This window comes from Diplocloster agilis (assembly GCF_019042275.1).
Classification (GTDB): Bacteria; Bacillota; Clostridia; order Lachnospirales; family Lachnospiraceae; genus Diplocloster; species Diplocloster agilis.
This window is the reverse complement of the sequence record NZ_JAHQCW010000040.1, coordinates 39,262-53,360: the sequence shown is the minus strand read 5'-3', so window position 1 is coordinate 53,360 and position 14,099 is coordinate 39,262. Positions and strand designations below refer to the sequence as shown.

14 protein-coding genes are annotated in these 14,099 nt (G+C 47.6%); 1 reads left to right on the top strand and 13 read right to left on the bottom strand.

Going from position 1 to position 14,099, the window contains the following annotated elements:
* Window positions 1-256 precede the first annotated feature (256 nt).
* The 12 genes from KTH89_RS19505 to KTH89_RS19450 all read right to left on the bottom strand — a co-directional run bounded on the left by KTH89_RS19505 (window position 257) and on the right by KTH89_RS19450 (window position 12,224).
* On the bottom strand, window positions 257-1,864 hold the full coding sequence (locus KTH89_RS19505) for an MBL fold metallo-hydrolase RNA specificity domain-containing protein (RefSeq protein WP_238722813.1): 1,608 nt from the start codon (window positions 1,862-1,864) through the stop codon (window positions 257-259).
* Window positions 1,865-2,283: 419 nt separating this feature from the next.
* Complete coding sequence (locus KTH89_RS19500) at window positions 2,284-4,017, bottom strand: ABC transporter ATP-binding protein (protein WP_238722812.1); 1,734 nt, start codon at window positions 4,015-4,017, stop codon at window positions 2,284-2,286.
* Complete coding sequence (locus tag KTH89_RS19495; RefSeq protein ID WP_238722811.1) at window positions 4,010-5,785, bottom strand: ABC transporter ATP-binding protein; 1,776 nt, start codon at window positions 5,783-5,785, stop codon at window positions 4,010-4,012. Before KTH89_RS19495 ends, KTH89_RS19500 begins: the two co-directional genes overlap by 8 nt.
* 154 nt (window positions 5,786-5,939) lie before the next feature.
* Window positions 5,940-7,385 (bottom strand): ABC transporter ATP-binding protein, encoded by a 1,446-nt coding sequence (locus KTH89_RS19490; protein ID WP_238722810.1) that lies wholly within the window; start codon window positions 7,383-7,385, stop codon window positions 5,940-5,942.
* A gap of 134 nt (window positions 7,386-7,519) precedes the next feature.
* Complete coding sequence (locus KTH89_RS19485) at window positions 7,520-8,257, bottom strand: energy-coupling factor transporter transmembrane component T (RefSeq protein ID WP_238722809.1); 738 nt, start codon at window positions 8,255-8,257, stop codon at window positions 7,520-7,522.
* Complete coding sequence (locus KTH89_RS19480) at window positions 8,257-8,838, bottom strand: MptD family putative ECF transporter S component (RefSeq protein WP_238722808.1); 582 nt, start codon at window positions 8,836-8,838, stop codon at window positions 8,257-8,259. Before KTH89_RS19480 ends, KTH89_RS19485 begins: the two co-directional genes overlap by 1 nt.
* A gap of 21 nt (window positions 8,839-8,859) precedes the next feature.
* Window positions 8,860-9,162: an NADPH-dependent FMN reductase family protein gene (locus KTH89_RS19475; RefSeq protein ID WP_238722807.1), complete on the bottom strand. Its 303-nt coding sequence runs from the start codon at window positions 9,160-9,162 to the stop codon at window positions 8,860-8,862.
* A 37-nt stretch (window positions 9,163-9,199) separates the two neighbouring features.
* Complete coding sequence (locus tag KTH89_RS19470) at window positions 9,200-9,751, bottom strand: DUF3793 family protein (RefSeq protein ID WP_238722806.1); 552 nt, start codon at window positions 9,749-9,751, stop codon at window positions 9,200-9,202.
* Window positions 9,736-10,041, bottom strand: coding sequence for a DUF2325 domain-containing protein (locus KTH89_RS19465; protein WP_238722805.1), 306 nt, complete (start codon window positions 10,039-10,041; stop codon window positions 9,736-9,738). The genes KTH89_RS19470 and KTH89_RS19465 overlap by 16 nt, the downstream gene beginning before the upstream one ends.
* Before the next feature lie 149 nt (window positions 10,042-10,190).
* Window positions 10,191-11,180, bottom strand: a complete 990-nt coding sequence (locus KTH89_RS19460; protein WP_238722804.1) for a helix-turn-helix domain-containing protein — start codon at window positions 11,178-11,180, stop codon at window positions 10,191-10,193.
* Window positions 11,181-11,379: 199 nt separating this feature from the next.
* Window positions 11,380-11,688 carry a class I SAM-dependent methyltransferase gene (locus KTH89_RS19455; protein WP_408639971.1) on the bottom strand — a complete coding sequence of 103 codons (309 nt, stop codon included), beginning with the start codon at window positions 11,686-11,688 and terminating at the stop codon, window positions 11,380-11,382.
* A gap of 272 nt (window positions 11,689-11,960) precedes the next feature.
* Window positions 11,961-12,224 (bottom strand): ABC transporter permease family protein, encoded by a 264-nt coding sequence (locus KTH89_RS19450; protein ID WP_238722802.1) that lies wholly within the window; start codon window positions 12,222-12,224, stop codon window positions 11,961-11,963.
* 355 nt (window positions 12,225-12,579) lie between these two features.
* Between KTH89_RS19450 and KTH89_RS19445 the strand changes: the two genes are divergently transcribed.
* Window positions 12,580-12,948, top strand: coding sequence for a YkvA family protein (locus KTH89_RS19445; protein ID WP_238722801.1), 369 nt, complete (start codon window positions 12,580-12,582; stop codon window positions 12,946-12,948).
* A gap of 407 nt (window positions 12,949-13,355) precedes the next feature.
* Here KTH89_RS19445 and sigE read toward each other — a convergent pair whose 3' ends face one another.
* A complete protein-coding gene (gene sigE, locus KTH89_RS19440; RefSeq protein WP_158344548.1) occupies window positions 13,356-14,096 on the bottom strand; it encodes an RNA polymerase sporulation sigma factor SigE in 741 nt (246 codons plus the stop codon).
* Between the last annotated feature and the right edge of the window lie 3 nt (window positions 14,097-14,099).

Genomic DNA, 14,099 nt, shown 5'->3' with positions numbered 1-14,099 from the left:
GTTCCCGGTTCAGAGGCTCTTGCCCGTCGGACGTGAAGTCCGCCGTGCATCCTGAACCCGGCTTTCCGATTCCACTAAGCGGGAGCTCAGCCGCCCTATACGCTCCCAGGGAGACACAAAGGAATCCGGCTGCCCGGAGCATCCCGGGACATTGACACGCACCCCAGCCTTAAGCAGCGGGCATACCCAAACCCGAGGAAGAACCTAAACTGCTCCGAACGATCCTGTCTTTTTCCATTTTCCGTAATAAAAGCGGTTAATCCCGGTCCCACTTATCCGCCAGGTTATTGATTTGATTTTCGAACTTCGCCAGATCCTTATTGGCCAGGCCCTCGTTCTTCATAATCACCGCCATCAGCCGTTTACCGGCTTCCACTACGCGGCGGAACGCATTCGCGGCCCGCTGTGTCTCCGGTTTTTCCTTAGTCTTGCGTATCTTGACCCCTTCGCTTAAAATCTCGCCGGTGGCCAGATCCACACAACCTCCGCTATAAGGCGCAAACGCCGGACACCCGATGACTTCCTCCACGGTATGTGCAAAGGCATCCGTCACCTCATCTTCGCCATGGACGACAAATACATGCTGAAGCTCGGACTGGAATCCGCCCAGCCAGCGAAGCAGGCCATTTTTATCCGCATGACCGCTGATCCCCTTCAGGCTCTCGATTTTAGCATCCACCTCGATCTGCTCCCCGAAGATTTTAACCGTATCCGCTCCCTCTAAGAGCTTACGGCCCAGCGTTCCCTCCGCCTGATACCCCACAAAGAGTATGGTACTTTCCTTCCGCCACAAATTATGCTTCAGGTGGTGCCTAATACGGCCGGCCTCGCACATCCCGGACGCGGAAATAATCACCTTCGGTTTCTCGTCAAAATTGATCTGTCTGGAATCCTCGCTGGTAGTCGCCGTCTTAAGCCCCGGGAACATCAAAGGGTTAATCCCCTTGTCCACCAGCGCCATTGCATCTTCATCAAAGCAGGATCTGGTATTCATATTAAAAACCTTCGTTGCCTCAATCGCCAGCGGACTGTCCACATAGACTTCAAAACCCGGATACTCGCTGATAAGATTCTTCTCCTTAATTTCCCGTATAAAATACAGCAGCTCCTGCGTACGGCCCACCGCAAATGACGGAATGACCACATTGCCGCCCCGCGCAAAAGTTTCACGCAGGATCCTGGTAAAGCTTCCCACATAATCCGGGTGTTCATCCCCGTGCAGCCGGTCTCCGTAAGTAGATTCGATCACCACATAATCCGCAGAATCCACAAACGAAGGATCTTTAATAATCGGCTGATTCAGATTCCCAACATCCCCGGAAAAAACTATTTTCTTCGCTGCGTCCCCTTCCCGAATCCAGACTTCGATACTGGCAGACCCCAGCAGGTGCCCCATATCCGTGAACCGGATATCAATCCCCTCACAAAGGGAAATCCGTTCCGCATACACAACCGGCACCATCAGTCCGATCGCCGCCAGCGCATCGTTCATGGTATACAGCGGTTCATAGGGCTCCGCTCCCGACCTTCTGGCCTTTCTATTCCTCCACTCCGCCTCAAACTCCTGAATATGGGCGCTGTCACGCAGCATAATACCGCAGAGATCATACGTGGCATACGTGCAGAACACCTGCCCCTGAAACCCGTTCTTACACATTAGCGGTATCAAACCGGAATGATCGATATGAGCGTGGGTCAGCAAAATATAATCAACCTCACCAGGCGTCACCGGCAATTTCTGATTCTCATAGATATCCCGCCCCTGCTCCATACCGCAGTCGATCAGGATATGCTTTCCGCAAGCCTCCAGCAGATGGCAGCTACCCGTAACTTCATGCGCCGCCCCAATAAAAGTAAGTTTCATGCGTTTCCCCTTCCTTTTCTTTTCATTGTACCACCATGCATAACAATAGTAAAATAAACCCAAAGAAAGTTCTACCGATTCTGCACAGTCTGCCCCAAAAACATGGAATCTGGCTGGTGAATCATCCATACATTATGGATAAATGGAAATTGAGCAGAGTGAGATACAAGAGTTTTATGATTCCATTTTAAAAGAAAATCCTTTCGCCTGTACTGCCTTCATAAAGCCTTCAAATCCTCGCCAAAATCGTTACAGAGCAGGAGACGACCTGCAATCACGGGTCGAAATACTACATCCTGCTCTATAGCGTAGCAAAGGATCATTCCCTTCGGAAGGAAAATTCCGCAAAAGCATGTACAAGGCAAAAAGAAACCAAAAGACAAAATTTGGAGCAGAGAAACAATGGCGGGATTGGTTTCTCATTCCATCTTCCATGCTCCGGACTGCTGCTGCAACGCTACCATATGGCTGTAGATGCCATCCTGCGCGGAGAGAACATCCGGGGAACCTTGCTGTGCCACCGCCCCTTCAGACAACACCACAATTTTATCGGCTCCCGAAACGGTGCGCATACGGTGGGCAATAATCATCACTGTTTTGTTTTGAATCAGCTTGGAGAGTGATTCCTGAATCATCGTTTCATTTTCCACATCAAGGGAAGCAGTTGCTTCATCCAGCAAAATGATAGGCGCATCTTTCAAAAACGCGCGGGCGATGGATAGCCGCTGGCGTTCTCCGCCAGATAGCTCACAGCCGTTTTCACCGATTTGCGAATTCCATTTTTCCGGCAGTTTCTCGGCAAATTCATCGCAGTGAGCAAGTTTTGCCGCTGCAATAACTTCTTCATCGGTCGCGTCTTTTTTACCGATACGGATATTTTCCAAAATCGTGTTGTTAAATAAGGTTACATCCTGAAAAACAATGGAATACAGGCTCATCAGCGTCTCGGGATCTACCCTTGAAACATCCATACCGCCCACTGTAATCTTACCCTTTGTAATATCCCAAAAGCGTGCTGCAAGGCGGGAAACCGTGGTCTTTCCGCCGCCGGACGGGCCGATCAGCGCTGTTACTTCGCCTTGTTTTGCTACAAAAGACACATCCCGCAATACCTGTTCGTCTTTATTGTAAGCAAAGCCGACATGTTCAAACACGATGTCGCAGCCGTTGTTTGTAAGCTTCTCTGAACCCTCCTGCACAGGATGCTCTAAAATTTCGTTCATTCGTCCGCAGGGAATATTCAGCGCGATAATTCCGCTGAGGTTATCAAGCGTTGAAATCATCGGGTCATAAATACGGGAAACTACCAATAAAAACATAAAAAATGTAAGTACATCAAGGCTTCCGTTCGCAAGCAGCACACTTCCAACCAATGCAGTTGTTGCAATGCCAAGTTTGAGTATCATACGAGCAGAGCCATTAAAAACAGCGTTGCTCAGTTCTGTAATAATTGTGCGCTTTTCTACTGCCTTGAGTTTTGCATCAAGGCCAACCATATACGCATCTTCGGCATTGTTAGCTTTCAGGTCGCGCACGGATTCAAGGCACTCCTGAATACCGTCCGCAAACGCCATTTTCGCCTGCGTCTGTTTTACCTGTTTGCGGTTTATATATTTTGTAGAAGACAGTACAATACCAAAGGAAACCGGAAGCACCCAAAGAGCGGCAAGCGCCATACGCCAGTCAAAAAAGAAAAGACTGATTGCAATTAAAAAGGTGGACGCGATAGAGCCGACCAGCTCCGGAATCCAGTGGGATGAGCCCGATTCAAGCAAAGCGCAGTCCGCCATAATCGTACTTGTCAAATCCGCCAAATCCTTTTTACCAAAGAACGAAAGTGGAAGCTTACGAAGCTTTTCAGCAAGAGCGATGCGGCGTACGCCGCTTTCTTTGTAGGTGGCGAAAAAGGTTGCATTGTATTGAATATAGGTTGTGAGCATAATCAAAAGCAGGCAAATCACAATACCGGCAATATAGAATGCTGTCTTTGCACCTGTTCCTGTTCCGTTTAATAAATCCTTTACGAGAAAATAAAGCAAGCTGACAGGAAACATAAGAACAAGATAGGACGCGGTACAGGAGAAAAACGCCTTTCTCATATCCTTTGCTCCGGTTTCAGACAGTGCAAACTTGTGTCTTAAATAGTTAAGCATGAACAGCACCTACCTTCCATTTTACGGTTTTTCCGTATTCCGACCACATATGCGCATAAATTCCGCTTTGTGAAGTGAGAGCACCGTGCGTTCCGTACTCTGCAATCCGTCCGTTGTCAAGCACATAAATACAGTCGCAGGTTGTAACGGTGGAAAGACGGTGTGCAATCATAATTACGGTTTTCCCTTTGGACAGAACCGAGAAAGCCGCCTGTACCTTCGCCTCGTTATCCGGATCGGCAAAAGCCGTGGCTTCATCAAGAATCAGAATCGGGGCATTTTTCAGCATAACGCGGGCAATCGAAATTCGCTGCTGCTCGCCGCCGGAGAGATAAACGCCTTTTGTGCCGATTACCGTATCAATTCCATTCGGCAGTTTTTCTATAATATCGTCACACTGTGCATCGTGCAGCACTCTTTCAACTTCTTTTCGGGTGGCGCCGGGCTTTGCCATACGCACATTTTCAAGAATTGAGGTTTTTAAAAGCTTGGAATCTTGAAAGACAAAGGATACCGTATTCATCAGCTCTTCCTTTGAAATATCCTTTACATTCACTCCTCCGATTTTTACTTCGCCGGAGTTCACATCCCAAAACCGCGCAATAATGCTGGCAAGTGTGGTTTTTCCGCCGCCGGACGCGCCCACCAGTGCGATATGTTCGCCGGGCTTTACTTGCAGATCTACATCAGACAGGGCGTTTTCCTTAGCCTCAGGGTATCGGAAGCTAACGCCGCTCAGCGTTATTGAATTGTCTTTAGGGTGCTTCGGTGATCTCGGTTCCGGCAGCGGCTGCATGGTCAAGACGGATTCGATACGCGTCAGAGCATCCGCTACAATCAATTTATTTTCGCTGGAATACATGATTTTATTCAGCGTCACTGTAATGACAGGTGTGATGATGATATAGAACAAAAGATTCAGCAGAAATTCGTTTGTTACACCATCCGCCGTGAAAAACATGGCGGCGGCAATCAGTACAGCAAAAACAGCGTTTATGGCCGTAGTGTAAATCGTCATTGGCATGCGTAAATCCTTGGTATAGGAAATCACCCATTTTTCATAGTTGTCAATCGCCGCCTTAAAATGTTTAAAGGAAAATACCGACTGCCCGAAGGTCTTTACAACGGGAATACCCCGGACATATTCCACCGCTTCGTTCGACATGCTGTCGAGGGAGTTCTGATATTCTTTCATCTTCTCCTGCATTCTCTTTCCGGTCATAGCGCTCATAATCAGAAACGCCAATACCACAGGAATTAAGGAAAGGAGTCCAAGCCGCCAGTCAAAGGTAACCAGCAGAACAAGAAGTCCCACAGGCGTCGCATATGCGCCTGCCGTATCGGGCAGTTGATGCGCCAAATAGGTTTCGGTAGCGGCGCTGGATTCGTCCACCGTTTTGCGCAGCTTTCCGCTTCCTACACCGTCCATAAAGCCCATAGGCAGTGTGATGATGTGACGCAGTGTCCAAGAGCGAATATTTGTCTGCACACGGAATGCAGCGATGTGGGAGCATAACAACCCACAAAGGTAAATCGCCATGGATAATATGGCAAAGCAAACGGCCTGCCAACCATTGTGCACAAGATTTTCAGCCTTACCGAAGTCGGGTGCAACATCCAGCACCTCTTTTATAATTTTCCAGATGAATATAAACGGAACAAGGGCTGTCAGCGCACTGATGACCGATAGTATCCAAGAGGATACCGTCAGGATTTTGTAGTTGCCTGCATAGTTCATTAATTTTTGCAGGTTGGATTGTTTTTTCATTGTTTCATCACTCCTTACCGATTAGCTTCTGCTAACCCATATTTCAAATAAAAAGCGTCCCTTGACGCTTTTTATCTTTGGTTCCATTATACTTTAGTCTGTTTTCCGTTTCCACTCTGTTCGGGCAGGATTTGGCTCCATTCGGACACGGAAATTACACTTTGAAAAAGCCCGTAAATCGAGCTTTGTTTTCATTTGTAAGCGGGTATTGCTCTAAAACTGTTCCTTCCTCAAGATGCAGAATATGCGTACAGCACCGTACAATCAGCTCAGGATCGTGCGTGATGACAAACAGTGTTTTGCGTCCGGCAAAAGAACTCAGCAGCCTTGCGGTCTGCTCCATATGTTCAAAATCCAGTCCGCTTGTGGGTTCGTCAAAAATCAGGATTTCTTTTCCCGCCAAAATCGCCGAAGCGATGGCAACCCGCTGCTTTTGTCCGCCCGAAAGGGACATTGGATGCCTTTCAGAAAGCTCTGCCAACCCGAGTCCGGACAGAATACCCGAAACATCCTTTTCGTTATCCTCATCCATCCCGAGACAGACTTCGTCCTCTACAGATTCGCAAAAGAGCTGATGATTGACATCCTGCATGACCATATAGCATTTTTTGAGCATGGTTTTTCGTGTGTACTGCACTCCGTCAAAGGATACTTTTCCTTTAAATTTCTTTTCAAGCCCGCAAAGGCAGCGGGAGAAGGTGGATTTTCCTGCGCCGTTATGTCCGATAACGGCAATCACACCGCCGACCGGCAAAGCGAGCGAGTCAATACATAGGGCGTCCTTTTGCTGATACGAAAAATGATAATTTTGCAATTCCATCGTTTCTGCGACAGGGATTTTCGCTGCGATTCGCAGATGATCAGAGCACAGTGTACGCAATCCGAGCGACCTGATTTTTTCATCCGAAAAAGCTGTAAAGTCACACATTGAAATATCAAAGCTTATTTTACCTTTATCCATATAAATCACACGGTCGCAGATTTCTTTCAGCCAATACAGCCGGTGCTCGGCAATGATAATGGTTTTCCCCTGTGACTTCCAAAGCAGCAGCGTTCTTTTCAAATCTTCAATCGCATCAATATCTAAGTTCGAGGTTGGCTCATCCAGTACAAACACCTCCGGTTGGACGGCCGAAACCGAGGCACAGGCGACCTTTTGTTTTTCGCCGCCTGAAAGCTTAAAAATGTTTCGTCCGAGCAGCTCAACCATATCAAGCTCATTTGCTGATTTCTGTATTCTGCTTTCAACCTCTGATACGGGCAGCCCGAGATTTTCACAGCCAAAGGCGATTTCGCTCGTGGTATCCACACAAAAAAACTGACTTCTCGGGTTTTGAAACACGCTGCCGACCAGCCGTGCAGTTTCATACAGCTCGGTTTTCGTTACATCTAATCCGCTTACAGTAACATTGCCGCTCATCTCGCCCTCGTAATAATGCGGAATCAGCCCGTTGATAAGCCGCGTAAACGTAGTCTTGCCGCAGCCGGATTTTCCGCAGAGCAGAACGCACTCGCCACCCTTGATATGAAGTGTAATCTCATCAAGGACACCGCTGTCGGAATTGGCATAGCGAAAGCTTGCGTTTTGAATTTCTATCATAATTATGATCATTCCCTTCTGGACTTTGCGCCGATTTCACAACTGCATTTTAAATGCGGTTGTGAAATTCAGGTCGCGCCGACCTGAAAGGCGCAAATCCGGGTTTGAAAGATTTATCTTTCAAACTTCCCTCCTTATAATACACCGGCAACATCGAGAATTAAGAAGCCAAAGCATCCGGCACAAAAGAGTATGGCGATTACATCCTGCGCATGAAAGCCGATCTTACATACATTTGTCCGTTTTACCGTTCCGCCAAGCCCCCTTGTGAGTGCGGCGGCAGAAAGCTCATCGCCGATTTTCACCGTACAGGTCATCAGCGGAATCAGCCGGTATTCCAGCATTTTGCCGGCATTTTTGCCGCCGAATGCAATGCCGCGCATTTTCATCGCCGCATTGATGGAGGAAAATTCATCCGCAACCGTCGGAAAAAAGCGAAACATGACGGACATCGGGATGATTATTTTTTCGCTTAAATGCAATCTCTGCATGGCCGCCGTGAATTCGCTCACCGTCATACTCGAAACAACATAAACGGCCAGCATCATACTTGGCATAAAGCGCGTCAATATTCCGGCGCAGCCGAGTACAAGAAAGGCAGGAAAGCCTGTCAGGTGCGGTGTTGCGAGCAGGTTCAGCAGATAGGAGCCGGTGTATAGAATAAAATAAAGGGCTGCCGTTTTATATTTCCTTGCTGTTAAAAGCAAAACAAACGGCAGAACACAGAAGCACGGGAGGAGAAACGACAGTTTCTCTCCCGCAATTCCGCCTAGGACAAAGGTTGACATCGTAATCAGTAAAAGCAGCTTTGTGCGCGGATCAAACACGAGTCCCCGATGTTCTGTACTGACCTGTAAAAAACTTCCCCGCATCAGGCGATTCCTGCCTTTTTAAAATGCTTTTTCAAGAGCGCTTTGCCCAATAATCCGCCGACAACCCCAAAAACAAAGCAGGTGACAAGCAGCGTTGGGCACATCCACATGGGCATCAGGTTTGTAAGAGACTCAATGTATTCCTGCCCAAAACTCTGGCGAGTTGAAAAATATCCGTCCGGATTGAAAAACAGCGGGAGAAAATTGCCCCACATCCATGTGCTGAACACACCGTATGACACAATCGCCAGCTTGGAGCTTGCATATTTACCGCCTCTGTAAATCAGTTCTGCAATCAGCCCTGAAACAGCGCCAACCACAAGGGCATACCATCCCATGCCGGTAAGCATCATCATAATACCCATGATAATGCTCATAATCAAAATCATGCCGAATTTTTTAACCTTTGTCATAAACAGCATAAACGGAATCCCGCAGAGAACGGGGCCGATTACACAAAGCAGCGGCATCATAATCGGGATATATCCCAGCATGGCGATTGCCATAATGATAACAAAATAGATTGCCGAGAAAATACCGACATTGATCAGATCTTTACCTTTTAATTTTTCTGTTTTCATTTCTATCCCTCCAATTCTCTGTTATTCAGCCAGTGCCGCACCCAGAGCTTTGCAGGAGCTAATGGCGGCGGCGTCAGGCGCTTCGTTGCAGATTACGCTGTCGCAGGCAAGGACAGCTCCGTCGCCGATACAGGTTTCCTCCCAACTGCGCATCCACTCTCCGTCGCCCCAGCCGTAGGAGCCAAACAGAGCGATTTTCTTGCCTTTCAGATTTGCTTCGCAGGCTGAAAACATCGGCTCAAATTCATCCTCCTCCAAAACGGCAGCGGCCATCGCCTCCGTGTTCCCGGTTCCGCTCCAATAAACAACAGCAATTTTACTCATTTGTATGTACCATCCCTTCATAGATAATTTTAATATATCAATCGGCCACAGTGAGCCGTTCGATGCTTTTTCCCTCTGCCCATTGCGAGCAATAGATTAATGTACACTTTTTGTACTTTTCAAAGGTTTTCTGCGCCTGTTCTTCATCGCCGTAAACCTTCCAGCAGCCCGTACATTTTGCACACGCCGCCTTATTTTCAATAAAGCCACAGACATCCTCAGGCGGATAGCCAAGAAACAATCCTATCTCATGCGGAAATCCCGCAGAAGCTTGCAGCCGCCTTGACAACTGCGCAATACAGGCCGTGCTCCCGATTTGAGAATACCCGAGGTCTTCAAGAATTGCCGCAGCCGCAGCGGAAGCTAAATCATTGAATAATTTAGTCGGCCTGTACAGGTAAATCAGGGCTCGCCCCTTTGAGAGCCGCAGCGGAATCATTCGGATGCCCTTTGGCACAAGTTTTCGGTTGATCGCACGAATATCGCCGAATAACTCCTCTTTGCTTTCAAAGGTGCAGGAGAATAAATTACCGGTTTTTATTCCGGCGAGGGTCGGAGAGCAGTGTCGAATAATCAATTCCTCAGGCATAAATTGTTCACCTCTGCACAATATTCGTCTAAAATCCCCCGAAGCGCCGCCATGGAGCTGGAATGACTTCGGGCAATTTTTGTACATTTGCCTTTCATATCACATAATGCGCTTCGCACCATTTTATGCGACACGGTGCTTGTAAACAGGATCAGCAGGTCAGGGCTTCCGATATTTTTCATACAGCCGCCCATTTTGGGATATATCTTTGCTTTACAGCGGTACTCACGGCACAAGTCCTTGTATTCCCGTACCATGCATTCGTTTTCTCCGACAATTACGACGCTCATAGGTCATCTCCTTTTTGCTGGTTAGCTATTGCTAACCTTCGTTTTTAAAAGATGCGCCTCGCTGGGCGCCTTTTCTTTCAAATATAGTTTACACGAAAGGAACCGCATTTTCCGCTCCGTTTAGGTTTTCTTAGGCTCCAAAAAGACATTTAAGAGTTTTCACGGGGAACCCGAATGGTCTTGATTCCAAAAGCACTTCTGTACTCGTTCGGCGTCATGCCCATAACATCCTTAAAAGCAGCGGCAAACTTACTTCCGTTGTCATAGCCGAACCTCCCGGCAATTTCAAGAACGGTAGAGTCTGAGTGCTGAAGCATCAGCCCGGCCGCCTGCATTTTCTGCGTGCGGATATAGGAGTAAACCGATACGCCGTAAACGCCCTTGAAGCTGTTCTTAATTTGAGTGACGGATATATGAAAAGCCTCGGAAAGCTGCGACAGTGTAATTTTGTCGTCCATATGCTCTGTGAGATGAAAACATACTCTTTTGGCCAGATCAACCTGTGACTGCGAGTACGCGGGCCGGCAGTTTTTTTCATCTTTTATTTCGGTACCGCTCAGGAACAACAAAAGCTCAAGTATTTTAATTTTGAAATATCCTCGTCTGATCTTTTCGGGAACAGAATACAGCTCCGAAAAGATATGCTCCACGGCAGGGTTTGATCTTGAAACGAAACACTTTCCATCGCCGCAGTATTTTTTTATCAGTGCATCCGGCTTCACATTGACATCGTCCAAAACACAGGAAAAACACCTCGGTGCATTGTCCATATCAATCATAATGGTGATTCCGTGATAATGGCTGAGCGGGAAAAAAGAGCCGCGTGCGGTATCGTCTTTTTTCGCTATCGTCAGATCGCCGGGAGTCAGGTATACAAAATCATCCTTAAACCCACACTCAATGCGTCCTTCGCGGCAATGGTTGATTTCAAAGATATTGCTGGTTTCCGCACGCTCAAGTTCGCATTTTTGAATATGCACGTCATTGTAAATCAGCTCAATGCCCGGGAAAACTGCGTAGCTTGTCATAACAAGCTCTCCGGTACTGTCAAAGAGACGATAAACAGTGCAGTCCCCGTTACGGGAAACGATTTCAACACCGCTTCCGTATATATTCTTTTCTCTTACCGTCGCATCCATATTACCCCCTGTTCCGGCACTCTTTCCATTTCCCGCCGATAAAGGAGACAACCTCCGTCAGCCGGAAAACAAGTATCATAGAAGAAGCGCCATATAAAAATGACTGCATTGCATAGTAAGCCATCATGTATCATCTTTTTTCATCATTTTGAAGCACTCCGCATAGGTCAGCGGGAAACCCGCTGCTTTCATCACGCTTTCATGCGTGCAAAACGCCCATATCCTTATGCGTAAAGGTAGGTAAAATCACGATGCCGTCCTTTGCCAGCACTCGTTTTATTTCCGCAAGGGCTTTTTCCGGTTCGGGAATGATGCGCAGCACATTTGAGGCAATAATCACAGCAAAGCTTTCATCGGCATAAGGAAGATGAAACATATCCTGTACGAAAAAATGCAGCTTAGAGGAAGAAGAACTGTTTTGTTTTTTGCAGCCGGGCGCATAAGCGCGTACATCTGGGCAGAACAGACGCACCATACCACAGGCACGGGAAAGCCCGAGGCAAAAGATGGCAAAATATACCCCTTTAATCCCGGCGAAGGCAAAACGGTGAACACAGGAATTTCAATAGCAAAAGCTAATAGCAGTAAAAACCAAGCCAAAAGGCGGGCAGGCAAATACCCAGTAATGTCAATACCCGTATGCTGTGGTCCAGCACAGAGTTGCGAAATTTTGCGGAGAGCAGGGCAAGCGGCAATGCTAAAACCAGTACCCACACAAGCGCCACCCCCACTACTGTAAGAGTCGTAGGAAAAAGCGATCTTATATCCTGTGAAATCGGATTAAAGGAGTAGGTGGATATGCCTAATTCTCCGGCAAAAAAATCCCCTTACCCAATTTATGTACTGCTCCGGTATGGACTTATTCAACCCATGAGCCACACGAACCTCTTGAATTTGCTCTGCAGTAGCATTGACATTGATTCGTCTGGCAATCAGCTCTGCCGGGTCGCTGACAGAGAATGCCAGAAGTAAAAAGCTTAAAATACTCACGCCGACAAGCACAATAACAAAACTCACCAAACGTTTTCGTATAAAGGCTGACATAAACAACCTCCTTTTAGTTAGTTTCAGCTAACTTTCGCGTACAAGCCTTCTTTCCTTCTGGCAGCATGTACCTTTTTTAAGATATAATAATTTGTAACTCCGTTAAGTTAGCAATAGCTAACCATATAAGTTTAATATTATCACTTCTCGCACTGATTGTCAATATTGTTACATCAAAGAAAGAATAACCCGAAAACCAAAATAACCTACAAAATCCCAATAACAACTGCAAAATCCAAACAGCTATGCTAAAATAAAACCAGTCCCCCAATATATATCTAAATACATAGCAAAAAACACCGCTCTCCCATTACAACTTATACCGCGTCCCAAAGCGCGCAGAATGGAGCTTTAAATGAACCTAAAAGCCCGGGCCAAAAACTTAAAAACCGCCATCCCAGCCCTATTCCTATCCTTAAAAGACAAGGACACGCCTCTACCCGCCAAAATAGCCGCAGGAATCACCGTTGGATACGCCCTATCACCCATAGATCTCGTTCCGGATTTCATACCCATCCTGGGCTATCTGGACGACCTAATCCTACTCCCCGCCCTTATTACCATAACCATCAAACTCATCCCAAAAGACATATGGGAAAAGAACAAAAAACAAGCACAGAACTCCAATACACATAGGGCCGCCCAAAAATGGTACTACGCGCTTCCCATAATCCTAATCTGGCTTCTCATAATCCTCATACTCATCAAATCCCTAATCCCATAACCCCCTCTGCCCAATCCCCTCTAAAAGCACCGCCTGCACCAAAGCAGGGAGTGAGCCGCGCGGGAGTCCGGGTTCGGGCCGGGTTTCCCCGGCTTTCGGCCCCGGCGGTTGGTAAAGCCCGGGAAGGCATTGGCCGGTCATATTAGTTCCACTTACGCAGAAAGAGAAAAAGTCACATATCCTGTCACACTGTCCGAGCCGTATTTTGGCGAGTTTGTGACAGGATATGCAATAAAGACTTTTTCTCTTTCGGAGTTAGTGGAACTTATATGACCGGCCACAGCCTTCCCGGGCTTTACCAACCGCCGGGGCCGAAAGCCGGGGAAACCCGGCCCGAACCCGGACTCCCGCGTGGCTCACTCCCGGCCCTTCTAGTCCCCAGGCCCGGCCCCTTCTCATTAAGGAACCTATTGAAACCTCACGATTTCTTTCTTAAGGCGTTTGATAATCTTTTTTTCCAGTCTGGAAATGTAGGACTGGGAAATTCCCAGCAGGTCAGCCACCTCCTTTTGGGTCATCTCATCCCCATAGGCATTGTTGAGCCCGAACCGCAGCTCCACGATGGTCCTCTCCCGCTCCGTCAGCTTTTCAATCGCCTTCTGCAAAAGCTTGCGCTCCACCTCATTTTCGATGTCCTTGTAAATAACGTCCTCGTCGGTACCCAGGATATCCGACAACAGCAGTTCGTTGCCGTCCCAGTCTACATTGAGGGGCTCGTCGATGGAGACTTCCATCTTCGTCTTGTTATTCCGGCGTAAATACATCAGGATCTCATTTTCTATACAACGGGAGGCGTATGTCGCAAGCTTGATATTTTTCTGGGGGTTGAAGGTGTTGATCGCTTTGATCAGGCCGATGGTTCCAATCGAGATCAAATCCTCCACCCCTACCCCTGTGTTATCAAACTTTTTGGCTATGTAGACGACCAGCCGCAGGTTGTGCTCGATCAACACAGATTTCGCATCCGCGTCGAATTCGGTTCCCAGATCCGCGATGATTTCCGCTTCCTTGTCTGGTTCCAGCGGCGGGGGAAGCACCTCGGTGCCGCCTATGTAGTGAACGTCCCCCTGTCTGGTAAAGAGTATATTCTGGAAACTCGGGCACACCCGAAATTGAAAATGTCCTGGTATCGCTACTTTAATCATCATTAT

Coding starts and splice junctions, on each gene's coding strand:
- KTH89_RS19445 (WP_238722801.1), top strand. CDS start 12,580: ATGAACCTAAAAGCCCGGGCCAAAAACTTAAAAACCGCCATCCCAGCC.
- KTH89_RS19450 (WP_238722802.1), bottom strand. CDS start 12,224: ATGTCAGCCTTTATACGAAAACGTTTGGTGAGTTTTGTTATTGTGCTT.
- KTH89_RS19470 (WP_238722806.1), bottom strand. CDS start 9,751: ATGCCTGAGGAATTGATTATTCGACACTGCTCTCCGACCCTCGCCGGA.
- KTH89_RS19465 (WP_238722805.1), bottom strand. CDS start 10,041: ATGAGCGTCGTAATTGTCGGAGAAAACGAATGCATGGTACGGGAATAC.
- KTH89_RS19485 (WP_238722809.1), bottom strand. CDS start 8,257: ATGCGGGGAAGTTTTTTACAGGTCAGTACAGAACATCGGGGACTCGTG.
- sigE (WP_158344548.1), bottom strand. CDS start 14,096: ATGATGATTAAAGTAGCGATACCAGGACATTTTCAATTTCGGGTGTGC.
- KTH89_RS19505 (WP_238722813.1), bottom strand. CDS start 1,864: ATGAAACTTACTTTTATTGGGGCGGCGCATGAAGTTACGGGTAGCTGC.
- KTH89_RS19475 (WP_238722807.1), bottom strand. CDS start 9,162: ATGAGTAAAATTGCTGTTGTTTATTGGAGCGGAACCGGGAACACGGAG.
- KTH89_RS19500 (WP_238722812.1), bottom strand. CDS start 4,017: ATGCTTAACTATTTAAGACACAAGTTTGCACTGTCTGAAACCGGAGCA.
- KTH89_RS19490 (WP_238722810.1), bottom strand. CDS start 7,385: ATGATAGAAATTCAAAACGCAAGCTTTCGCTATGCCAATTCCGACAGC.
- KTH89_RS19495 (WP_238722811.1), bottom strand. CDS start 5,785: ATGAAAAAACAATCCAACCTGCAAAAATTAATGAACTATGCAGGCAAC.
- KTH89_RS19480 (WP_238722808.1), bottom strand. CDS start 8,838: ATGAAAACAGAAAAATTAAAAGGTAAAGATCTGATCAATGTCGGTATT.
- KTH89_RS19460 (WP_238722804.1), bottom strand. CDS start 11,180: ATGGATGCGACGGTAAGAGAAAAGAATATATACGGAAGCGGTGTTGAA.